The organism is Planomicrobium soli (assembly GCF_003014655.1).
Taxonomy (GTDB): Bacteria; Bacillota; Bacilli; order Bacillales_A; family Planococcaceae; genus Planococcus; species Planococcus soli_B.
Genome location: NZ_PYAT01000006.1, coordinates 121,196 through 142,748 on the forward strand (window position 1 = coordinate 121,196; position 21,553 = coordinate 142,748).

Below are 21,553 nucleotides of genomic sequence, written 5' to 3' on the forward strand. Positions count from 1 at the left end.
TACCTCACACTTCCTTCTCATAACCAGTAGGATTCGCAGAATGCCATGCCCAGGCATCCTCGATAATCTGCGTTACGGAAGTACGGGTCGGATTCCAGCCAAGTACTTGTTTCGCCTTGTCGGAACTCGCAATTAAAGTGCTTGGATCACCCGCTCTGCGAGGCCCGATTTTAGTAGGAATTTCTTTTCCTGTTACAGCTCGGGCTGTATCGATCATTTGATTTACAGAAAAACCTTGGCTGCTTCCTAGATTGAAGATATCGCTTTGGCCATCTGCTCTTAAGTAGGATAGAGCGAGAAGATGGGCACTGATCAAATCCTCGACATGGACATAGTCACGGATGCAGGTGCCGTCCGGTGTATCGTAATCATCACCAAAAACGGTTATATAGGGTCTTTGCCCAAGTGCTGTTTGCAGAATGATTGGAACCAAATGAGATTCCGGACGATGGTCTTCTCCTATTTCGGCTCCTTGTCTTGCACCGGCCACATTGAAATAGCGCAGTGAAACAAAGCGGATGCCATGGGCTTGTTCGGTCCATTTCATCATCTTTTCCATCGTTAATTTTGTTTCGCCGTATGTACTTGTCGGCACCGTCGGCATCTTTTCAGTGATTGGCACGGATTTTGGTTCACCGTAAGTGGCGGCAGTGGAGGAAAAGACAATTTTCTTTACATCGTGCTTAACCATTGCCTGAAGCAGAACTTGGGTTCCATAGACATTGTTGTCAAAATACTTCAGCGGATTTTCCATGGATTCTCCAACAAGGGAGCTTGCTGCAAAATGGATGACCGATTCAATCGACTCTTTTTCAAAAACAGAATCGAGAAATTCAAAGCTCCGCATATCACCTTTGTAAAAAGCAGCTTGCGGATGCACGGACCCTTCATGGCCGGTTTCTGTATTATCGACAATTACAACGCTTTCGCCTTGATCGATCAATTGGTAAACCGCATGCGATCCAATATAACCAGCCCCACCCAATACTAAAACGCTCATATTCAACACTCCTCTAAAAGTTCTCTTGCTCCATCACCTATGGCAGCCGTGTAGAAAGTAGCTTCATAGCCGACAACTTCAAGGTATTTTTTGTTTATGTTCAATTTGAATTCTTCAGCCTTGTCTTTCTCGACGATAGCAATAGCGCATCCGCCAAATCCGGCTCCAGTCATACGGGCACCTATAACGCCGTCTTGATCCCAGGCAGCTTGTACGATGGTATCCAGTTCAATTCCGGTAACTTCGTAATCGTCACGCAGCGACAAATGCGATTCATTCATCAATTGGCCAAAGCCGATAAGATCGTCCTGCTGCAATTTTTCTAGTGCTTCCAGCGTCCGTAAATTTTCATATACCGCATGTTTAGCGCGCTTTTGGTTGGTTGAATCGGTGATTAAGTGTTTGTTTTCCTCAAATTGCTCTGCCGACAATTCCCCTAAACTGCCGATAGTCAATTTTTGCTGAAGTTCGCCCACCGCTTCTTCGCATTGGGAACGGCGTTCATTGTACTTAGAACCTGCTAATGTCCGTTGTTTATTGGTATTGATAATAACTACCGTATGGTCTGCCAAGACAATAGGGGCATATTCGTAGTCCAGCGTTTGGCAATTCAGCAGAATCGCATGGTTTTCTTTCCCCATGCCGATGGCGAATTGATCCATGATCCCGCTGTTTACACCAATGTATTCGTTTTCAACTTTTTGGCCAAGCAAAACCATGGGAATGCGTTCCATCTCCAAATCGAAAAGCCCATTAGCCAATACACCTGTGGCCAGTTCAATGGAGGCTGAAGAAGAAAGGCCGGCACCATTTGGAATATTGCCGTAAAACAGAATGTCGGCGCCTTGAAGAATCGGTTTTCCTGCTTCTTTCATATAGAGAAGCATTCCTTTAGGATAGTTGGCCCAGCCCGCTTCTTCATCGAAAGAAAGATTGCTTAAATCACATTCGATAATTCCCGCCTCAGGGAAATTCATGGAATAAAAACGCAAAAGCTGATCATCACGTTTACTGCCAAGTGCGTAAGTGCCAAATGAAAGGGAAGCAGGAAACACATGGCCGCCGTTATAATCTGTATGTTCACCAATCAAGTTCATTCTTCCAGGTGCAAAAAAAGTTCGAGGTGTGACAGTTGTATTAAAAATTGTCTGAAATTCTTTGATTAAATCAGTTGTAATAGTCATAGTGCCTCCTAATAATAGTTGATGGAAACAATGTTAAATTCTTTATGGAACAACTTAATTAATTAATTTAATTAAGTTAAAATAAGCTTACTATTTTTCTTTTGGAGAAGCAACAAAAAGGTGGAAATAATAAAGCTATAAACGTTTAAAAGAAGAATTTTTTAAAATTAAAAAGCGATTGAAAGTTTATTTTCCAATCGCCTTTTTCATAGATGAAATTATTGTTTTGGACTTTCATTTTTGGACAGCATTAAGTACACTCCGACTAAAACCATTGCCCCCAATAAAAGTACGGAAATGGCAGGCAAGTTTCCAAGCCAGCCTGTTCCTTCCGTTTCCCGAAACCCGAAAGATGCTGCTTCTAGAATAGAGTCTGCCAATAATTGAAGCTGATAACAGATGATGCCGACAAAAACGGCTTGGGCGATAATAAAGATGCCGATTAAACGTTTCATTCGCTTTCATCCTTTAGGTTAGAATTTCGATTAATGAGATTAGCTTACCATAAAAGGCGGAAAGAATAGCGGGTCAGAGTGAAAGGCAAGCTTTTGGCATTATGAAGGCCGAAGATCTATCTTTATACAAAGGGAAATCCGAGAAGGGATTAAGGTACACTAAAGAAAAACCAAAGGGGATACCAATGGCAAAAACAATAGTAGAGAAACTCAATTTGCATAAATATGAAAAAGTGGCGGTGCTCAATTTGCCCGAAGGAGCGGATTATCTGTCTCAGCTTTCAAGTTTTGATACAGCCCTCAATGCTGCTCCGTACAATCTTATTATTTCTTTTGTTCTGGATATGGAATCGTTAAAAGCGCAGGTAACCCAAATTATCGAAAGCAATTCTTTATCCGAAAATGGTTACCTGTTCGTGGCATATCCGAAAAAAGGCAATAAAGTCTATCCGACGTTTATCCACCGGGATGAATTACTGGCAGGCTTGGGAGCCGGGGAAGAAGGGTATATCGGATCGAGCACTATCAAGTTTGCCCGCATGGTCGGCTTGGACGATGTGTTTACAGTGGTCGGATTAAAGGAAGACTCGAAAAACCGCAATAAACGATCGACAGCGGCAAGCCGATCTGTGGACGATTACATCGAAATGATTCCCAAGGTGGAAACTGATTTGCAGCACTCTCCTGAACTATTGGCCTTTTATCAATCACTGACGCCTGGTTATCGCAAAGATTGGGCACGCTTTGTCTACAGCGCAAAGCAGGAAGCGACAAAAGAAAAGCGCCGCAAGGAAATGCAGATGATTCTCGGCGCCGGTTATAAGAGCCGGGACTTATACCAAAGAAACAAATAGAAGATAAACGCTAAGTGTATAGTTATAGGTTTCACCGGCACTTCTGGAAAAGCTTCGTTCCATTTGAAGCGAAATTAGAAGTGCCGAATAAACTAATTGAATAGCGGGGCGAAAAAAGAGAGAAGCAAAAATAAAACGCTTCTCCCTTTTTTATTTTTTAGTATATGGTTACTGTTTTGTCTGTTGAACCCGTTCTTTAATAGCATTGAAAACGAGCTCCGGTTCATCGTCCATCACGAAATGGCCGCTTTTCCTGGCGACGATCAGTTTGCTGTTGGTGGAAAGAGTGAGCATTTGTTTTTGCTGTTCCTGCCATGTTTTTTCCATTTGTTCGCTGTTTTCTGCCGAAATTCCTACAGCTGTCGCGTCCGTGGGAATTCCGTGTGTGATAACTGTTAAGGGAATATTTCCCAATGATTGATCTCGGATGCTGTCTTCTAAGTCGGAAAGGTTTTTCAATTCTTGTTCTTGTGCTTGAAAAAATTTAGGCTGCATTTCGATGTTTATGGTCCTATCCTGCTCGCCTTCAGGAAGGCCGGGCAAAATAGAATTCTTCATTAAACGGATAACCCCAATCCGTTTTAACAATGATAGTGTGCCTGCGGATGGAGTATTTACTGTAGCGGGATCAAGTCCGGCTGCTTCAAAAAAATGAGCGGTCTCTTTGGAGAAATCTTCAGGCCTTGCATCAAGTAAAACAAGGCCTTTAACTTCGTTCGGGTAAGTCTGTGCAAATAGCCGGGCGTACATTCCTCCAAGCGAGTGGCCAACCAGGACATAAGGGCCTTCAATCTTTTCTTTTTTCAAAGCGGTGTGTAATTCCTGGACAATATTGCGGCCCGTCCGCTCGGTGGTAGCTTCGTCGCTCCAAGCATAACCAGCACGGTCGTAAGTGACAACCGTGCCATAATCAGCTAACTTCTTCGGCAAATCGTTCCAGCTTTTGCTTGCTAGTCCACTCCCGGTTTCTAGTAGAATAACCGGCTTTCCGCTTCCTTGCTGTTGAATGTGTAATTCAAAACCGCCGACGTCCACCAGTTTTCCTTCCGGAGGGAACTTTTTGGCGCCTTGATAGCTGGCTATTGCTTCAAAAGCAGTACCTGTAATCACTAGGAGAACCATTAAAGCGACGAGCGAAAAAAGAATTTTCTTCCATAGAGGTCTGGTTTTCTTCTTTTCAGTCGAAGTTTTCATGCTGCAACTCCTCCTATTGCATTTTCTTCGATTATAATCTCGTTTTTCTTTAATAACACCCTCACATTTTCCTAATTGAATATGCAAAAACATCGGAATATAAGCATTTGACCTTATTGAGTGTCTAAGGCAGGTGTATACTTAAAGTTAGTAAAAACGAGCACTCTTTGGAGGCAGGATTATGTACAACAATATTGAAATAGAAGAGCTGGTGTTATTAATTGAAAAAGAAGACATGAAATTGATCGATGTTAGATCGCCGTCTGAATACAAAAACTTCACTATTCCCGGGAGCATTAATATCCCGTTTTTTAACGATGCGGAACGAGCGGAAATCGGTACGCTGTACAAAAAAGTGAGCGTAGAAGCTGCAAAAGAACGTGGACTTGAAATTATTTCCGCCAAATTGCCGGAATTTGTCCGGGAATTTAGAAAGATTGGCGGCGACAAAACGGTTTTTTGCTGGCGGGGCGGTATGCGCAGCAGAACAACAGCGACACTATTGTCTCTAATGGACATCAAGGTTAACCGTCTAGAAGGCGGAATCCGTGAATACCGGAAGTGGGTTGTGGATCAATTGGCGCACCCAGGCGTTCCAGTTAATGCCTATGTATTAAATGGATTGACCGGAACCGGCAAAACACGAATTTTAAAAGCGCTGCAAAAAGAAGGCTATCCGGTTATGGACCTTGAAGGAATGGCAAACCATAAAGGCTCGATTTTTGGCCATATTGGAGCAGAGCCGCACAATCAAAAAGTGTTTGATTCACTGCTGGTCCATAAGATGAGGGAGCTGCAAGGTTCGCCTTATGTGCTTTTTGAAGCGGAAGGCAACAGGATTGGCAAAGCGGGCATTCCATCTTGGCTAAGCGATTTGAAAACGCGGAGCCAGCAATTGATTATTGATATGCCAATGGAGGAACGGATTAAAGAAATTATGAAAGATTACCAGCCGGAGCAGTATCAGCAAGAATTTATGGAAGCTTTTCTCCTTATTAAAACAAGAATGCCGCAAGAAGTGGCAATTCAAATAGAGGTGGATTTGGAAGCAGGGGAATTTTCTTCTGCTGTCCATTTGCTGCTGGAATACTATTACGATTCCCGTTATAAGCATACGGGGCTTCAATATCCAGAAGCTCAGAAAAAGGTATTGAATGTCGAGAATGTTGAAGAAGCTATCCAAGCGGTAAAAGAGCTGATTCCTGTTTTAGGAAAAGCAGATAAAAGTACTTGATTTAAATTTCGGGTGGTTAATTTTATTTCGAAAATTAGGAACCCGAGGGGGTTCCTAATAATAGGCAAGTTACTAAAAAGAGATGAGGAAATAAATAATGAAAGAGTTGCCAAATTGTCCACAATGTAATTCTGCTTATACGTATGAAGATGGAAACCTATGGATTTGCCCTGAATGTGGCCACGAATGGGCATTATCCGAAGATGGCGAGGAAGAAGAGATGGTTGTTGAAGATGCCAACGGTAATTTTTTAAGCAATGGGGATTCCGTAACCATCGCCAAAGATTTGAAAGTAAAAGGCACCTCGTCCGTCTTGAAAATCGGGACAAAAGTTAAAAACATTTTATTGGTTGAAGGCGATCACAACATCGACTGCAAGATCGACGGTTTTGGGCCAATGAAACTAAAATCCGAATTTGTAAAAAAGGCCTGACAATCATATGAAAAAAGCTTGGCGCTACCGCCAAGCTTTTTTCGTTCATTGATAAGATATTAGTAGCGTAAATTCTGTTCAGAGTATATGTATTTCGAAAAGTCTACAGAGCTGTATTACAAACTTTTAAAAAACCCTGCTTAGAAGCAGGGTTTTCGTTTTATTTTTTCAAATGGTACGGAACTGTCACCACAATCAAATTGCGGCGGTAAAGCAGCATTGTACGGATGAATGTTCCTGACTGGTTATGGAGAATATTGTGCCAGCCCTTTTTCGGAATGAATTGTGGAATCACCACAGTCACGCGGTAATGCAATTCGTTTGCTTTGTGCTCAACAGTATCCAAAAACTTTATCAATGGATGAAGAATGCTGCGGTAAGGAGAATGCAGTGTCACCAGACGTATATCTGGATGCCATTCTTTCCATTTCGCCTCGAACCGTTTTTCTTCTGCCCGGTCGAAAGCGATATAAACCGCAATGATTTGATCGACAGAAAGCGACCGTGCATAGTCGATGGACGTCTGGACAACTTGGGTAATGCCGGAAACAGGGATGATCATGACATTCCCTTCAACTGGAACGGCAGAAGCAGCCGCTGCAATCCGCAATTGATCAGCAACCTCTTTATAGTGGCTTCTGATCTGATGAAAGATAAAGATGATAATCGGCAAGAATACCAGCACCGACCAGACTTGAGCAAATTTCGTCAAGAAAAAAATAATAGTAACGATGAAACAGATCAAGGAGCCGATCATATTGATAGCGAATTTTGTTTGCCAGCCTTTCGGTTTTTCACGAAGCCATTTAACCATCATACCGGTTTGAGACAATGTAAACGGTATGAATACGCCTACCGCATATAGTGGAATTAACTGTTCCGTATGTCCGCCAAACAGGACAATGAGAAAAATGGATGCAAACCCTAAGATGATTATGCCGTTCGAGTATCCCAGCCGGTCTCCCCGAACCGTAAACATCCGAGGAATGAATTTGTCAGTCGCTAAGTTAACCGCAAGCAGTGGGAAAGCCGAATAGCCGGTATTGGCAGCAAGGATCAGAATCAGCGCTGTAGTGCCTTGGACAAAAAAATACATCCAGTTCCGTCCGAATGTTTCTTCTGCAATCTGTGAAACTACCGTCATCTCAGCGTGCGGCACGATGCCGTAGTAATAAGCCAGATAAACGATGCCCGAGAACAATACAGCAAGCAATCCGCCCATGACGGTTAACGTTTTAGCGGCGTTGACCGGAGCAGGCGCTTTGAAGTTTGGGATCGCGTTGGAGATTGCTTCGACGCCTGTAAGAGCAGAACTACCAGAAGCGAAAGCTCTTAGCAGCAAAAATAAACTAAGGCCTGCCACAGGTGTGCCGATGGACGCATGTAGATCAGGCGAAACGGCACCTGTTGCAATGTGGTATATCCCCACGCCAATCAAGACAAGCAAAGCCAAAACAAATAAATAAACAGGGTAGGCTAAAATAGAAGCCGATTCGGTCACTCCTCTTAAGTTTAAGAGAGTAAGAAATATCACGAAAAATACGGCTATCCCTACATTGTGTTCATGAAGGGCTGGAAAAGCCGATGTTATAGCATCTGTTCCTGCACTCACGCTTACAGCGACCGTAAGGATGTAATCGACCAGCAATGATCCTCCGGCTATCAACCCCGGGTTCACTCCAAGATTTTCTTTTGAGACAACATAAGCTCCTCCGCCATGAGGATAAGCAAAGATAATTTGCCGGTAGGACAAGATAAGAGCCGAAAGCAAAAACAAAACACATAAGGCAATCGGCAGCGAATACCAGAATGCCACAGCGCTGACAGTTATTAAGACGATTAATATTTGTTCCGGACCATAGGCGACTGAAGACAAAGCATCTGACGATAGAATGGCAAGCGCTTTTGTCTTATTGAGCTTTTGTTCGCCTAGCATATTGGATTTTAACGGTCGCCCGATTAAAAATCGTTTGATTGCAGCCACCATCGTTTACACCTTCTAGTAGGATTATTTTATATTTTTTGTACTTTACTTTTTTCTGCCTTAAAATCCGTGTCTGATTTCCTGCAAAATGGCGCCGTATTTTGCAGATTCAGTTTGCATCCCAGCTCTCTTTTGAATTTCTAAGCCAATTGACCAAAAAACGGCACAATAAAAAGACCTGCATTTTTCATCAAAATGTTTTTTCATTGCGACAAAGCGCAATAAAAAAACACCTCGAATAAAGGTGGTCTTTAGACCTCCTTCGCTTTAGCCGACGAAGTTAGCTGACGGGCAGGATGGCGAAAGAGTTGCTCTCATCCTTCCTGTATAAATACAGAATTAGCCCCAATAGATTGGTTCCTCCGTTCCTCATCAAGAAGATTAGGCCGAGATATGCAATTGGCTGATGAGAGATATTCTACTCCGCTTTTTTCAAAAGTCAACATCATTGGAGGCCATTTTTTTTCGAAAATTTTCAAGGATATAATTTGCCGTTTAGATCGCTATTAAAACAAAAATAATGAAACCTACATCATAACTAGAGACAGAAAGTTAATATTTCGTTATTCTAAATAAAAGAAAAAGGAGGGGACTTGTGGAACCGTTAATTCACGGCATTATTCTGGCTTTCGGCTTGATTTTGCCTTTAGGAGTACAAAATGTCTTTCTTTTTAACCAAGGAACTGCCCATAAAAATTTTGTCCATGCTTTGCCGGCTGTTATTACTGCAGGCGTGTGCGATACTATTTTAATTTACTCTGCAGTAGCAGGAGTTTCCCTCATTGTTTTAAGTTTTGTGTGGCTTAAAAACCTGTTGTTTTTTATCGGTTTCTTTTTTCTTGCCTATATGGGATGGCTTATGTGGAAGAGTACAACAGCTGTACTTAGGCAACAAACGGCCGTATTTTCCGCAAAGCGCCAAGTGGCGTTTGCTGCTTCCGCCTCATTGCTGAATCCCCACGCCATCATGGACACGATCGGAGTTATTGGAACCAGCTCATTGGTTTATTCGGGAGTGGAAAAGTGGAGTTTCACAATTGCGTGCATCGGAGTCTCATGGATTTGGTTTTTCAGCTTGGCTATTGCCGGCAAGATAGTTGGGCAATTGGATTCAACGGGAAGCATATTGAAAAAAATGAACCAGCTTTCCGCCCTTATTGTATGGGGGATGGCTCTTTACATGGGCTATCAGCTGCTTTAATGACTGCCCCGGCTGATTAAGCAGCTTTTTGCTGAAGTGAGGGTTTCTGGAGAAATTCAACAATGACCGAAATTTTTAGATCAAGAAGAAGGCCTGTTGCTGATTAAGGGAGTTTCCGACCGGGTATACCATACAAAAATCCTTAAAAATCAATAAAGTTAACCATCCAATAAAAAGTGGCTATTCGGGGAAGGGGCAAAAAAATGAGTACGATCGAGTATGTGAAAAATTTTATTAAAGATCCCAATATTGCATCAATTACGCCTACATCACAAAAAGGAGTGCGTGAAGTGTGCCGTAAGATGGATTTGAGCAAAAAAGTGGTAATTGTTGAATACGGTCCTGCAACAGGGGTGTTCACCAATTATCTGCTGAAGCGCATTACTCCGGATTCCATAATTATAGCTGTCGAATTAAATGCTAACTTTGTTGATTACTTGAAGAATAACGTAAAAGACCCTCGGTTAAAAGTACATCATGACAGTGCTGAAAACATCATCGATATTGTCCGGAGTTATGGACTGGAAAAAGTCGATTATGTACTTTCAGGCATTCCTTTTTCATTACTGGATGAAGATACCCGAGAAGATATTGTTAAAAGAACGAGCCATATGATTAAAAAAAGCGGGAAATTTTTGCTTTACCAAACATTTTTTCAAAAAGATGAGCACTTGAAAGTGCATTTGGAGGATTATTTTTCAAAAGCTACTGACCAATACTTTTTAGGAAATATTCCGCCTCTGAGGTTATACGAAGCTCTCAAGTAAAGTGCAGCCTTGCCCAATAAGGATTTTCTATATCTTTATTGATAGCGGAATAGAAAGTGATGGCTCTCTTATTTGAAAATGTGATCCACACCCTGAAACTTGGACTTAAAGAGAAGTCCGGCTTCAGGGTTTTTGTCTAAGCTTCCTGCTCAGCTGTTTAAATTACAAAAGGGGAACTGGTTGGTGATGCTATGAAATCGAAAGCTATTTTGAACAAAGTGAAAATGCGTACCCCATCCATACTTGGCAGTGAGGAGTTCGCAAAATACGCCATTCTTTTACCGCTTATTGAAAAGGAAGGGGATATTCATGTTCTTTTTGAAGTCCGTTCCCAAAATATGAGAAGGCAACCGGGAGAAATCTGTTTTCCCGGAGGAAGAATCGATCCACAGGACAAGAGTGAACAAGATACTGCTATAAGAGAAACTATAGAGGAACTTGGCATTGAAAAGAGCGACATTCATGATGTTTTTCCATTAGATTATATTGTTTCACCATTCGGTATGATGGTATATGCTTATGCAGGATTTATTCAGTCAGGGGCGCAATTTGATCCTAATCCTTCGGAAGTGGAGAGTTTCTTTACAGTGCCTCTGGCGTTTTTTCTAGAAATAAAGCCGAAAGTATATCGCATCAATTTTGATGTGCAGCCAGAGGAAAGTTTCCCTTACAACCTGATTGCTGGCGGGGAGAATTACAACTGGAGGACCAGAACACTTGATGAGTACTTTTATATTTATGAAGACAAGGTAATTTGGGGATTAACAGCCCGAATTCTAAGCCACTTTGTGGAAATCATTCGCTGAAGAGCAGAGGGAGCGGTAAAAATGACGACAGACCAAATTTCAATCACGACTGCTACGCACAAGAAAGAAAAGCCTTCACAGGATCAAGTGCCTTTTGGAACAATATTTACTGATCATATGTTTATGATGAATTATGATACAAACGAAGGGTGGCACGATCCGCGCATTGTTCCATACGCACCTATTTCACTGGACCCGGCAGCCATGATTTTTCATTACGGGCAAACAGTTTTTGAAGGATTAAAAGCATATCGCGCTGAAGATGGCCGTATTTTATTGTTTCGGCCGGAGAAGAATTTTCAGCGGCTGAATCTTTCAAGTGACCGGTTAAGCATTCCGCCGATAGACGAGGAACGGATGTTGGAATACTTGATAAAACTTCTTGAAGTTGAAAAAGACTGGGTCCCTTCCACACTGAAAACTTCTTTATACATCCGCCCATTCATTATTTCAACAGAGCCTAATTTAGCTGTCGGACCTTCACGCACGTATACGTTCATGATCATCCTTTCACCCGTCGGCTCCTATTTTCCAGGCGGCATTCGCCCAGTTACCATCCACGTCGAAGAGCAATTTACGCGTGCAGCAAAAGGCGGAACAGGAATGGCAAAAACAGCCGGGAATTACTCTTCGGGCTATCAAGCGCAGGCCATTGCAAAAAAGGAAGGAAATGCGGATGTATTATGGCTTGACGGAGCGGAGAAGAAATATATCGAAGAAGTCGGCAGTATGAATATTTTCTTTAAAATCAATGGAGAAATCATCACCCCTGCATTGACGGGCAGTATACTAAAAGGAATTACGCGAATGTCCATCATAGAATTGCTCCAAAGCTGGGGCATGCCGGTAACTGAACGGAAAATATCCATCGAGGAAGTGTACCAGGCGTTTACAGAGGGGACAATTGAAGAGGTATTTGGTACAGGCACAGCTGCAATCATCTCCCCGATCGGCGAATTGAATTGGCAGGGGCAGAAAATGATCATAAACAATCATGAAATCGGAGAAGTCTCCCAAAAACTCTATGACACAATTACCGGTATTCAACGAGGCCAATTAGAAGATCCGTTTGGCTGGGTAGTCGCATTAAGTTAAGACTATAAATTGGAGAAAAGGAGAGAGAGAAATGGAGCATGTAACAGAAGGGTTTATTCCGGTAACAGGAGGAAACGTTTGGTATCGAATATCAGGCGACGGCCCGGGCACCCCACTTTTGGTGTTGCACGGAGGCCCAGGCGGCATGAGCAATAGCAAAGACCCGCTTCGAAATCTTGGAAATGAGCGGCCGGTTATTCACTATGACCAGCTGGGCTGTGGGAATTCTGAACGGCCGACCGACCTTTCTTTATGGACGGTTGAGCGATATGTCGAGGAACTTGGGCAAGTCCGGGAGGCACTTGGTTTGGATGAGGTACATATTCTAGGACATTCCTGGGGGACGATGCTTGCTTCTAGTTATCTTCTGACAAAGCCGGCCGGAGTCCAAAGCATTATCTTTTCCGGACCTGCCCTCCATTCTCGTACATGGGAACGGGACCAACGGGAATACTTGAAACAATTTCCGCAAGAAATGCAAGATACCATTGAACGGCATGAACGAGACAAGACAACATCGGCAAAAGAATACCAGGATGCTATGTATGCATTTTACAAACGCCATGTCTGCCGGTTAGATCCATGGCCGAAAGAGATGATTAAAGAGTTTGAGAAAATGAATCACCAAATCTATAACTACATGTGGGGAGCTTCGGAATTTACCGTCACTGGCACATTGCAGGACTTTGACGTTACTGGAAGGTTGAGTGAAATTGAACTGCCGGCCTTATTTATGTGCGGTCAATACGATGAAGCAACTCCTGACACGACCGCTTACTATGCAAGCCTTTTGCCGGGCTCGGAATTTCACGTATTTGAAAATTGTTCCCACACTCCAGGTGAGGAAAACCCGGATGCCTATGAGAAAAAGGTCAGGGAATTTTTGAACCAGCAGATTTCATGAAAAATAATAAAGAATTTACTGCAGACGCATCCGTAACTCCGATTAAGCTTACAACTTAACCGGAAGGGACCTTCATGCTCAATGGAGGTCCTTTCTTTCGCGCTTAAAATAAGCCGTTGCATTCAAGTGAGGAAAGAGTAAGACAGAATAAGGCTATTTAATAAGTATTTGTGTTACTCTAGAAAACGGTTGTTTTAAGGCAGTGCAAGTGAAACATAATAGTATACATAAGAGAGGTTCTAACCAAATGGAAAACATGACAGGATTTAAAAGAGCGCGATTTGTGCTTCTTCTTGGAGCGCTAACTTCACTTATTCCTTTTACCATAGATATGTATTTGCCAGCATTCCCGATTCTTGCCGAAGTCTATTCCACAACGGCTTCTTCTGTTCAATTAAGTTTGACAGCCTGTTTAATGGGCTTGGGGATCGGCCAGCTGGTGGCGGGAGCATTAAGCGATATGCACGGGCGTCGCCGGCCATTGATTGTTTCATTAGTCGTTTATGTAGCAGCATCCATTGCATGCATGTTCGCACCGAACATTGGCGTATTAATTGCGATGCGTTTTGCCCAAGGGTTTGCAGCAGCAGCAGGGCTAGTTATTTCCCGGGCAATAGTACGTGATTTGGCTAGCGGTGCAGAACTGACCCGAGTATTGGCGTTGCTTATGGTCATCAGCAACGTCGTCCCTTTGCTGGCTCCTTCTGTTGGCAGCGGCGTTTTGCTTTTTGCAGATTGGAAAGGGATTTTCTTTGCTTTGGCAATCGTTGGTTTTATCCTTTTGTTGATTACCGCTTTTCGTATGAAGGAAAGCCTTCCTCTTGAAAAACGGACGCCTGCTAATTGGAAATCGACATTCGGCAACTTTGCGTCTATTCTCAAGAATCGGCAATTTACTGGATATGCGCTGGCTCAAGGTTTTCTGATCGGTGGAGTATTTGCCTATGTTGCAGGAACGCCGTTCATTTACCAGAATATTTACGGGGTTTCCCCTCAAGTATTCAGTTTGCTCTTTGGCATGAACGGATTCGGATTAATTTTCGGCAGCTACGCTGTCGGGCGTTTCTCGCATGTGTTTTCTGAAAAACGTTTTTTGGAATCGGCTTTGTACCTTGCCGCAGTTTCCGGTGCTGTTTTGCTGGCTGTTGTTGTAATGGGAGGGCCTTTATGGGCAGTAGCGATTCCAATTTTCTTCTTCGTCACTACTGTCGGCGTTGTAGCACCATCTTCTTTCGCTCTCGCAATGCAATCCCAAACCCGTGCAGCGGGAAGTGCATCGGCCTTACTCGGACTCGTTCCTTTTGTACTGGGTGCATTGACTGCACCGCTTGTCGGGATTGCCGGAGAAGAAACCGCTGTTCCAATGGGACTTACTATCTTCTTCATGAGCTTTATTGCTTTGGTGGCGTATCATTTTCTAGCCAAAAAAGCAGTGGCAACTGGCTATGAAGAAAGTTGAAATATCAATTTTAAGAAAGAAACCTTTTTCCTTTACGGAAGAAGGTTTTTTTATGCTGAAATTCCTGCATTAATCGTAAGGGAAATGTTTAAAAAAGAGATGGAGCGTTAAAAAGATAAATTTATGTACCGTACTATTAATTATTTTTAGTAATTTCAAAAACCGTCTAGTCAAAAAGATGCAAACGCCTATATAATTAGAAAATCTTATAGGAATTTGTGGTGAAGTAAATGGACTTTTTACCTGAATTGATAATGTATATTTTAATAGTTTCAATAGGAGGAATGATAAGTTTATTCTTATCTATCTATGCCTTTCTAAAATTAAGAGATGCACCGGGAGGAAAGTATTTTATTTTAGCGGCAGCCATGTCGGCTATTTTTACTCTCGCCTATGCTTTTGAACTGGCAAGCACCTCTTTGGACGAAATCAAATTCTGGCTAAAAATAGAATACTTGGCACTGCCGTTTTTGCCATTATTCGTACTGTTGATGTGCTTTGACTATGTGGGACAAAAGGTGAAGAGAGGGATCAGGAATAGCCTTTTTGGCATTGCAACCCTTACCGTTCTAATGCAAACCACTAATGATTTTCATCATTTCTATTACACATCAATAGGGTTAAAAACAGACACTCCTTTTGCAATTGCCGATCTTGAGGGCGGTCCCTGGTTCTATATACATTCTCTTTTTCTTTATGGATGCATCGGAGCGAGTATAGTAATTTTGTTCAGGCAACTAAGAAATAAAAATTTCAAGTTTCAGATGCAAGTTTTACTGATGATAGCAGGAGTGCTTGTTCCCGTCGTTGCAAGCTTTTTCTACGTAGCTGACGTTACTCCGCATGGAATTGACCTAGGACCAGTTTTCATGAGCGTTTCATTTATCTTACACGGCATCGCCCTTTTGCCGTTTCAAATGTTTAACGTGGCGCCTATCGCGCGGGATACAGTGTTTGAAAGCATGGAAGAAGGCGCCATTGTATTGAATCAGAACAATGTTATTGTGGATTACAATCAGGCGATCTTAAAGATTTTGCCTGTACTGCAAAAGCTAGCAATTGGAAAAGCAGTTGGAGAAGTGCTTTCAGAGAGCCGCCTGCTAGTGAAAATCATCTTGCGTGAACAGAAATGCGATTATGAGTTATATATAGATGGAAAGCTGCTGCATTTTCAGATCCGTTTTTCGCCGGTGCTCAATAAAAAAGATGTGGTTGTTGGAAAAATTGTTACGTTTGTTAACGTAACAGAAAGAGTGGAGATGGAAAGGACGCTTAAGCAGTTGGCGAGCATCGATGGACTGACCCAAGTTTTCAACCGGACCTTCTTTTTAAAGAAAGCTGAAGAAGTATTTTCCCGACTATCTGTTGACGGGGGAAAGGCCTCGGTCATTATGTTTGATATTGACCATTTTAAAAAGGTCAACGATACATTCGGGCATGCCACAGGAGACACGGTTTTATCGTATATCGCCCGAATGGCAACGGAGAGTTTAAGGGAAGGGGATATCCTTGGACGATATGGAGGCGAAGAATTTGTGGTTTGTTTGCCTGATACTTCTATAGACGCAGCACAAAAAGTAGCCGAGGCACTGCGAAAGGAAATTTCAGAAAGCTATCTGATGATCGAAGGAAAGCGGCTTGATCTTACATTGAGCTTTGGAATATCTGAAGCGCAAATAGATGCAGGAGAGTTTGGCTGCTCAATACAAGATGTAATGGGGAAAGCGGATCAAGCGCTTTATGCGGCAAAGGAAAACGGAAGAAACCGAGTTGAACTGTTCATGAAGCAATTTTATCCTATCTGAAAAAAATCAAGACCCTAGAGGCATGGTCTCTACGGTTTTTTTATTTACAGCATTTTTACATAAGTCCTATACTGCCTTAAGAATATACTTCTATGGTGTAAGTAACCAGCTTAAGGAGGTATAAAAAATGGAAGAGATCCCAAAGCGCAATGTATTGACCCTGTCGCAAAAGTTGATGGTGTTTACTTTATCCATGTCTTTATACGGGCTTTCTAGTTTGGCCGAAGAGTTATTGCCGGCATTAAGATTAGGGCCGCTTGTTCTGTCTGCCGAGTATTTTGCATTTGTTCCGCTAACTTTGTGCATGTTGTTCCATCCTTTGTATACAGCAGCAGGAGCTGCGACGGGAGGCTTACTGTTCGGCGGCGTTTTAGTCGGCCAATTCGGCGGAATCGGGGAACTTGAACAGTTTATTGCACTTGCTCTTGGTTTATTTGTGGCGGGGAGTCTGGTGAAAAATCCGAAAAGCCGAAAACAAATTTCGATTGCAGCCTTGGGAGGCGCCGTCATTTATCATGGCATTGGAAGTGCTACCGATATCCAGCAAGTGCTGTTAGGTGCAGGCGAACTGCGAGCAGTGCCAGGGTTAGCGGAAATCTTGATCATTGCAGAAATTGGTTCTTTTATGAGCGCGATCCTTGTCTCCAGTCTGGTATTCGGCTTACTTCCAGTGTTGTACCTGGTTCCGTATTTGCATGGTAAAATAGAACCGGCATTGGGTCTGTATGCTCGTGGCCAAAAACAACCATTGGCTGAAAAACCTCTGCCAAATACAAAGGTCATTGCAGCGGCTATTGCATTGGTTGGTCTCGCATTCGTCTCTGACTTTTTGTACGAGGCAGGTATCAATTTAGAATGGCAGGCAAACTTCGCTGAAGCCTCCGGCAATTGGGTGCTTTGGCTGAATCTTATCGCTGCTGCTGTTGTAGCAGGTATGACAATGACGTTGATGGCAAAACACAAACATCGTTCCTTGACTACACATTCCCATGAAGACCGCTTCTTATAATAGAAAACTAACTGTGAATAATGAGTTAAGGAATCTTCGAGACATCGAAGATTTTTTATTTTGCCAAAATAAAAGACTAGGCGGAAGGCTTTATTATTAAATTTATTTTTTATTAGTTTTCATCAATGCATGAACGCTGTTGACAAGCTTAAATTGCTTCAGGTAAACTAAATAACAGAATTGAATAATAATAACCTCACTGTTTGCAAGTGAGGTAGAGGCGCGGTATTTAACAGTCCTAAGTGGAGTTTGAGAAGCTATGATTCTTAGGAGAAGGAACTATCGCCGAAGTTTTTAATATTTCTCCGTATTATTTGCTGGGTCTGCAGTTAAGAGCTGCAGGACTATCTTGATTGCCTTCCCAGGCGTTCAAGGTGTGCTATCTCAATTGGGACCGGAAGAGGATTAAGGCAACTATACATAGTTCGGCTTGAGTCTATCTCAGGCCGTTTTTTATGCAAGTTGTCTTTTTTGTATAGATAAAGCCATGGGGAAATTAAAGGGGGAAAAGAAAATGAAGAAAAAGTTATCAATGTTCACGGTTATGTTTTTGGCAGCCATGCTGTTTTTGGCAGGGTGCGGTTCAGGCGGTTCTGACTCCGGCACTTCAGGCGGTGGAGAAGATAATACATTCAAGGTAGGTATGGAAGCTGCTTATGCTCCGTTCAACTGGACACAAGGGGATGATTCCAACGGTGCCATTAAAATTGACGGCAACGCAGAATATGCAGGCGGATACGACGTGGAAATTGCAAAACGGGTGGCAGAAGACTTGGGCAAAGAATTGGTTATAGTCAAAACAGAGTGGGACGGCCTTGTACCAGCCCTTACTTCAGGTAAAATCGATGCGATCATTGCAGGAATGTCGCCGACAGCAGAACGTAAAGAAACAATCGACTTTTCAGATCATTACTATACGTCAGAGTTAGTGATGGTGGTTAAAAAAGGCGGTAATTACGAAGGTGCAACGTCACTTGCAGACTTTAACGGCGCAAAAGTTACAGCACAGCTGAACACCTTCCATTACTCAGTTATCGACCAAATTGAAGGGGTATCCAAGCAAACAGCTATGGAAAGTTTCCCGGCAATGCGGGTAGCTTTGGAATCTGGGATGATTGATGGATACGTATCAGAGCGTCCGGAAGCGGTCAGCGCTTCAGCAGCCAATGAGAACTTTGCAATGGTTGAGTTTACGGATGGATTTGAAACGTCAGAAGAAGATACAGCGATTGCTGTGGGGCTTATAAAAGGCAGCGAATTGACAGAACAAATCAATGAAAGCTTGAAGGCGATTTCTGAAGAAGAGCGCCAGGAAATTATGGATACAGCTATTCAGAATCAACCGGCTGCACAATAATGCAATGTTGGTGCCGACTGCATCTAGATGCAGTCGGTTTTGTGTTTTTCCTGCTCCGGAAACTAGCCGGGAAGAAATACTTAATCCGATAAAACCTGCTTGGGCCAGAACCAGTATATGCCCAGGCTGACTATCCCTTAATTGAAGTTTTACTAGGAGGAGAACAATGAGTTACGAATGGTTTATTAGCATAATTTCAAATAACTGGCCAATGTTTTTGCGCGGCGCGGGCATGACGCTTCTGATATCTGTAATCGGTACCATAATCGGCGCTATAATCGGGCTGGCAATCGGAATTGTCCATACTATTCCAATGCCTGAACGAGGCATCAAGAAGTTTCTTTTGAAAATCATTAATTTCATTCTTTCCGCTTATATTGAGTTTTTCCGCGGAACGCCAATGATCGTCCAGGCAATGGTTATTTTTTATGGCTCTGCCTTAGCGTTCGGCATCAATATGGATGTATTTTTAGCGGCGGTTTTTATCGTCTCCATTAATACCGGCGCTTACATGTCGGAAATCGTTCGGGGCGGAATCATTTCTGTAGATAAAGGGCAGTTCGAATCTGCCCAAGCTATTGGAATGAACCATTTCCAGACTATGATGTATATTGTGCTGCCGCAAGTAATACGCAACATCTTGCCTGCAACAGGCAACCAGTTTGTCATCAATATTAAGGATACTGCTGTATTGAGTGTCATTGGCGTCACGGAACTATTTTTTCAAACGAGAACGGTATCAGGAAATAACTTTCGCTATTTTGAATCGTTCTTTGTTGCCTGTATATTGTATTTCATCATGACGTTTACGATCACTTTACTATTGCGCAGACTTGAAAAAAGATTGGATGGCCCTGAAAACTACAGCATGATCGGCGGACTGCCTATGCAAGTGGCAAAGCCCGAAGACACTGAGCACAAAATCAAAATCTGAGGATAGCAACTCAAGAATGGAAGAGGAGACTTTATGGAGAAAGTAATTGAGATACAACATTTAAGCAAATCGTTTGGCACTCATGAAGTCTTGAAAGATATCGATTTTTCAGTCCATAAAGGAGAAGTGGTTTGTGTAATCGGTTCGTCCGGATCCGGCAAATCAACTCTTCTCCGCTGCATCAACTTACTGGAAAAGCCAAGCGGCGGCCAAATCATCTACAATAGTGAGAATATACTGGATGACCGCCATGACATTCATGCATACCGAACCAAACTCGGCATGGTATTCCAGCAGTTCAACTTGTTTAATAACCACGACGTCATCAATAATTGCACAGTCGGGCAAGTGAAAGTTTTGAAACGGCGAAAAGAAGAAGCTGAAAAAGTGGCATTAAAGTATTTGAAAGTGGTTGGTATGGATCAGTATGTCAACGCAAAAGCGCGGCAATTATCCGGTGGGCAAAAACAACGGGTGGCCATTGCCCGGGCTTTGTCAATGGAGCCGGATGTGATGCTGTTTGATGAACCGACCTCCGCTCTTGATCCGGAAATGGTCGGAGAAGTTTTGAAAGTCATGAAAGATTTGGCGAAAAGTGGATTGACGATGCTGATTGTGACACACGAAATGGAATTTGCGAAGGAAGTTTCGGACCGCGTGGTGTTCATGGATAAAGGTGTGATTGTAGAAGAAGGTCCGCCGGAACAAATCTTTAATAACCCGGCACATGAGCGGACGCGAGAATTTCTGAAGCGTACTTTGAAATAGTAACTTTATAAAAGGCAAGAGCGAAATTAGTTTTATAATTTCGCTCTTGCCTTTTATTTTGTTATACGTGTATTCCCGATTTGTTTTCAAAGCAACTCCTTACAAAGGGAATGATAATATAACTGTGTATGTATAAATATGCAAATAGATATAGTCGAAATTCCCAATTTAGTTGTCCTGTCTATTTTTTTAAAAAGAATAACGGAACACAATTGACTAAAAATTCTTATTAGTGCATAATGATACAATATTATTGGAAAAATCGTTAGTGGTTTTAGAAAAAAGAAGCACGGCTTTAAAGTATGGTACCGATAAAAATTGGGTGGTGACCAGTACGTGGAAAAAAAGAGACTTGTGGTGAAGATAGGAAGCAGCTCGTTGATCGATGACAAAGGCGGACTTTCTATGGTGAAGTTGCGGGAACATGTGGGAGCGCTTGCCCGCTTGAAACAGGATGGGCATGAAGTGATTTTGGTTTCTTCTGGAGCGGTAGCAGCCGGCCTTACGGATCTTGGCTACTTGTCACGTCCAGCAACAATTGAAGGAAAACAAGCGGCTGCAGCGGTAGGCCAAGGGCTCTTGTTGCAAGGCTACACAGAAGAGTTCAAGAAGCATAGCATTGTAGCGGCTCAATTGCTGCTGACAAAACAAAACATTTTATACAGCGACCAATCTCAAAATGCCAAAGCAACGTTATGTGAATTGATGAAACGTGATGTGCTTCCGGTCATCAACGAGAATGATTCTGTATCAATTGAAGGGTTGACGTTCGGAGACAATGACATGCTATCGGCGCTGGTCAGCGGATTGGTTCAAGCAGATTTTTTAATAATTCTTACAGACATTAACGGCATTTACAAGCAAAATCCGCGAACGAATCCAAATGCCCAGAAGTATGATTTTCTTCCTAACATTTCGGCAGAACTGATTAACACCACTTCATCAGAAGGTTCAACAGTTGGTACAGGCGGTATGAAATCGAAAATAGAAGCGGCCCGGACAGCCTTGAATTCAAATGTTTCGGTATTTATTGGAACAGGAAATGGGGACGAAAAGTTGATTGATATACTGATCGGAAAAGGAAATGGCACGTATATCGGCAGTCTTCCT

At 42.6% G+C, this 21,553-nt stretch carries 19 protein-coding genes, 1 pseudogene and 2 riboswitches; of the genes and pseudogenes, 15 read left to right on the forward strand and 5 right to left on the reverse strand.

Going from position 1 to position 21,553, the window contains the following annotated elements; translation table 11 throughout:
* Positions 1 to 4: 4 nt before the first annotated feature.
* From galE to B0H99_RS09460, 3 genes are all read right to left on the reverse strand, one after another.
* Positions 5 to 1,000, reverse strand: coding sequence for a UDP-glucose 4-epimerase GalE (galE, locus tag B0H99_RS09450; RefSeq protein WP_106533419.1), 996 nt, complete (start codon positions 998 to 1,000; stop codon positions 5 to 7).
* Positions 1,001 to 1,002: 2 nt separating this feature from the next.
* Positions 1,003 to 2,184 (reverse strand): galactokinase, encoded by a 1,182-nt coding sequence (locus B0H99_RS09455; RefSeq protein WP_106533420.1) that lies wholly within the window; start codon positions 2,182 to 2,184, stop codon positions 1,003 to 1,005.
* 218 nt (positions 2,185 to 2,402) lie between these two features.
* On the reverse strand, positions 2,403 to 2,639 hold the full coding sequence (locus tag B0H99_RS09460; RefSeq protein WP_106533421.1) for a hypothetical protein: 237 nt from the start codon (positions 2,637 to 2,639) through the stop codon (positions 2,403 to 2,405).
* Positions 2,640 to 2,824: 185 nt separating this feature from the next.
* On the opposite strand from B0H99_RS09460, the gene B0H99_RS09465 reads away from it, so the two are divergent.
* The gene (locus B0H99_RS09465) at positions 2,825 to 3,493 is read left to right on the forward strand and encodes a YdeI/OmpD-associated family protein (RefSeq protein WP_106533422.1); all 669 of its coding nucleotides are present in this window, start codon (positions 2,825 to 2,827) and stop codon (positions 3,491 to 3,493) included.
* Between the two features lie 168 nt (positions 3,494 to 3,661).
* On the opposite strand, the gene B0H99_RS09470 is transcribed toward B0H99_RS09465, so the two are convergent.
* Positions 3,662 to 4,687, reverse strand: coding sequence for an alpha/beta hydrolase (locus B0H99_RS09470; protein ID WP_106533423.1), 1,026 nt, complete (start codon positions 4,685 to 4,687; stop codon positions 3,662 to 3,664).
* A gap of 181 nt (positions 4,688 to 4,868) precedes the next feature.
* On the opposite strand from B0H99_RS09470, the gene mnmH reads away from it, so the two are divergent.
* Together mnmH and B0H99_RS09480 are read left to right on the forward strand one after the other, a co-directional pair.
* Positions 4,869 to 5,921, forward strand: coding sequence for a tRNA 2-selenouridine(34) synthase MnmH (mnmH, locus tag B0H99_RS09475; protein WP_106533424.1), 1,053 nt, complete (start codon positions 4,869 to 4,871; stop codon positions 5,919 to 5,921).
* 97 nt (positions 5,922 to 6,018) lie between these two features.
* Complete coding sequence (locus B0H99_RS09480) at positions 6,019 to 6,354, forward strand: zinc ribbon domain-containing protein YjdM (protein WP_106533425.1); 336 nt, start codon at positions 6,019 to 6,021, stop codon at positions 6,352 to 6,354.
* A 160-nt stretch (positions 6,355 to 6,514) separates the two neighbouring features.
* Here B0H99_RS09480 and B0H99_RS09485 read toward each other — a convergent pair whose 3' ends face one another.
* The gene (locus B0H99_RS09485; protein WP_106533426.1) at positions 6,515 to 8,341 is read right to left on the reverse strand and encodes an APC family permease; all 1,827 of its coding nucleotides are present in this window, start codon (positions 8,339 to 8,341) and stop codon (positions 6,515 to 6,517) included.
* A gap of 251 nt (positions 8,342 to 8,592) precedes the next feature.
* A riboswitch (cyclic di-AMP (ydaO/yuaA leader) is annotated at positions 8,593 to 8,736 on the reverse strand.
* A 197-nt stretch (positions 8,737 to 8,933) separates the two neighbouring features.
* On the opposite strand from B0H99_RS09485, the gene B0H99_RS09490 reads away from it, so the two are divergent.
* From B0H99_RS09490 to proB, 12 genes and pseudogenes are all read left to right on the forward strand, one after another.
* Positions 8,934 to 9,539, forward strand: coding sequence for a LysE/ArgO family amino acid transporter (locus tag B0H99_RS09490; protein WP_106533427.1), 606 nt, complete (start codon positions 8,934 to 8,936; stop codon positions 9,537 to 9,539).
* 203 nt (positions 9,540 to 9,742) lie between these two features.
* Positions 9,743 to 10,306, forward strand: a complete 564-nt coding sequence (locus B0H99_RS09495) for a class I SAM-dependent methyltransferase (protein WP_106533428.1) — start codon at positions 9,743 to 9,745, stop codon at positions 10,304 to 10,306.
* 191 nt (positions 10,307 to 10,497) lie between these two features.
* On the forward strand, positions 10,498 to 11,112 hold the full coding sequence (locus tag B0H99_RS09500) for an NUDIX hydrolase (RefSeq protein ID WP_106533429.1): 615 nt from the start codon (positions 10,498 to 10,500) through the stop codon (positions 11,110 to 11,112).
* Positions 11,113 to 11,133: 21 nt separating this feature from the next.
* Positions 11,134 to 12,207 (forward strand): branched-chain amino acid aminotransferase, encoded by a 1,074-nt coding sequence (locus tag B0H99_RS09505; protein WP_106533430.1) that lies wholly within the window; start codon positions 11,134 to 11,136, stop codon positions 12,205 to 12,207.
* Between the two features lie 31 nt (positions 12,208 to 12,238).
* Positions 12,239 to 13,111, forward strand: a complete 873-nt coding sequence (locus tag B0H99_RS09510; protein WP_106533431.1) for a proline iminopeptidase-family hydrolase — start codon at positions 12,239 to 12,241, stop codon at positions 13,109 to 13,111.
* A 247-nt stretch (positions 13,112 to 13,358) separates the two neighbouring features.
* Positions 13,359 to 14,570 carry a multidrug effflux MFS transporter gene (locus tag B0H99_RS09515; RefSeq protein ID WP_106533432.1) on the forward strand — a complete coding sequence of 404 codons (1,212 nt, stop codon included), beginning with the start codon at positions 13,359 to 13,361 and terminating at the stop codon, positions 14,568 to 14,570.
* Positions 14,571 to 14,824: 254 nt separating this feature from the next.
* Positions 14,825 to 16,375, forward strand: coding sequence for a histidine kinase N-terminal 7TM domain-containing diguanylate cyclase (locus B0H99_RS09520; protein ID WP_342750512.1), 1,551 nt, complete (start codon positions 14,825 to 14,827; stop codon positions 16,373 to 16,375).
* A gap of 127 nt (positions 16,376 to 16,502) precedes the next feature.
* Positions 16,503 to 17,384 (forward strand): DUF8171 family membrane protein, encoded by an 882-nt coding sequence (locus B0H99_RS09525; RefSeq protein WP_106533434.1) that lies wholly within the window; start codon positions 16,503 to 16,505, stop codon positions 17,382 to 17,384.
* Positions 17,385 to 17,591: 207 nt separating this feature from the next.
* A riboswitch (Lysine riboswitch) is annotated at positions 17,592 to 17,774 on the forward strand.
* Positions 17,775 to 17,898: 124 nt separating this feature from the next.
* Positions 17,899 to 18,741: a transporter substrate-binding domain-containing protein gene (locus B0H99_RS09530; RefSeq protein ID WP_106533435.1), complete on the forward strand. Its 843-nt coding sequence runs from the start codon at positions 17,899 to 17,901 to the stop codon at positions 18,739 to 18,741.
* Between the two features lie 166 nt (positions 18,742 to 18,907).
* Positions 18,908 to 19,675: an amino acid ABC transporter permease gene (locus tag B0H99_RS09535; protein ID WP_106533436.1), complete on the forward strand. Its 768-nt coding sequence runs from the start codon at positions 18,908 to 18,910 to the stop codon at positions 19,673 to 19,675.
* A 33-nt stretch (positions 19,676 to 19,708) separates the two neighbouring features.
* The gene (locus B0H99_RS09540; protein WP_106533437.1) at positions 19,709 to 20,443 is read left to right on the forward strand and encodes an amino acid ABC transporter ATP-binding protein; all 735 of its coding nucleotides are present in this window, start codon (positions 19,709 to 19,711) and stop codon (positions 20,441 to 20,443) included.
* 336 nt (positions 20,444 to 20,779) lie between these two features.
* Positions 20,780 to 21,553, forward strand: a pseudogene (proB, locus tag B0H99_RS09545) (glutamate 5-kinase); the annotation flags it as partial.

Bases quoted from the DNA above. Each gene is read 5' to 3' on its own strand.
- galE (WP_106533419.1), bottom strand. From the start codon at position 1,000: ATGAGCGTTTTAGTATTGGGTGGGGCTGGTTATATTGGATCGCATGCG.
- B0H99_RS09455 (WP_106533420.1), bottom strand. From the start codon at position 2,184: ATGACTATTACAACTGATTTAATCAAAGAATTTCAGACAATTTTTAAT.
- B0H99_RS09460 (WP_106533421.1), bottom strand. From the start codon at position 2,639: ATGAAACGTTTAATCGGCATCTTTATTATCGCCCAAGCCGTTTTTGTC.
- B0H99_RS09465 (WP_106533422.1), top strand. From the start codon at position 2,825: ATGGCAAAAACAATAGTAGAGAAACTCAATTTGCATAAATATGAAAAA.
- B0H99_RS09470 (WP_106533423.1), bottom strand. From the start codon at position 4,687: ATGAAAACTTCGACTGAAAAGAAGAAAACCAGACCTCTATGGAAGAAA.
- mnmH (WP_106533424.1), top strand. From the start codon at position 4,869: ATGTACAACAATATTGAAATAGAAGAGCTGGTGTTATTAATTGAAAAA.
- B0H99_RS09480 (WP_106533425.1), top strand. From the start codon at position 6,019: ATGAAAGAGTTGCCAAATTGTCCACAATGTAATTCTGCTTATACGTAT.
- B0H99_RS09485 (WP_106533426.1), bottom strand. From the start codon at position 8,341: ATGGTGGCTGCAATCAAACGATTTTTAATCGGGCGACCGTTAAAATCC.
- B0H99_RS09495 (WP_106533428.1), top strand. From the start codon at position 9,743: ATGAGTACGATCGAGTATGTGAAAAATTTTATTAAAGATCCCAATATT.
- B0H99_RS09500 (WP_106533429.1), top strand. From the start codon at position 10,498: ATGAAATCGAAAGCTATTTTGAACAAAGTGAAAATGCGTACCCCATCC.
- B0H99_RS09505 (WP_106533430.1), top strand. From the start codon at position 11,134: ATGACGACAGACCAAATTTCAATCACGACTGCTACGCACAAGAAAGAA.
- B0H99_RS09510 (WP_106533431.1), top strand. From the start codon at position 12,239: ATGGAGCATGTAACAGAAGGGTTTATTCCGGTAACAGGAGGAAACGTT.
- B0H99_RS09515 (WP_106533432.1), top strand. From the start codon at position 13,359: ATGGAAAACATGACAGGATTTAAAAGAGCGCGATTTGTGCTTCTTCTT.
- B0H99_RS09520 (WP_342750512.1), top strand. From the start codon at position 14,825: ATGTATATTTTAATAGTTTCAATAGGAGGAATGATAAGTTTATTCTTA.
- B0H99_RS09525 (WP_106533434.1), top strand. From the start codon at position 16,503: ATGGAAGAGATCCCAAAGCGCAATGTATTGACCCTGTCGCAAAAGTTG.
- B0H99_RS09530 (WP_106533435.1), top strand. From the start codon at position 17,899: ATGAAGAAAAAGTTATCAATGTTCACGGTTATGTTTTTGGCAGCCATG.
- B0H99_RS09535 (WP_106533436.1), top strand. From the start codon at position 18,908: ATGAGTTACGAATGGTTTATTAGCATAATTTCAAATAACTGGCCAATG.
- B0H99_RS09540 (WP_106533437.1), top strand. From the start codon at position 19,709: ATGGAGAAAGTAATTGAGATACAACATTTAAGCAAATCGTTTGGCACT.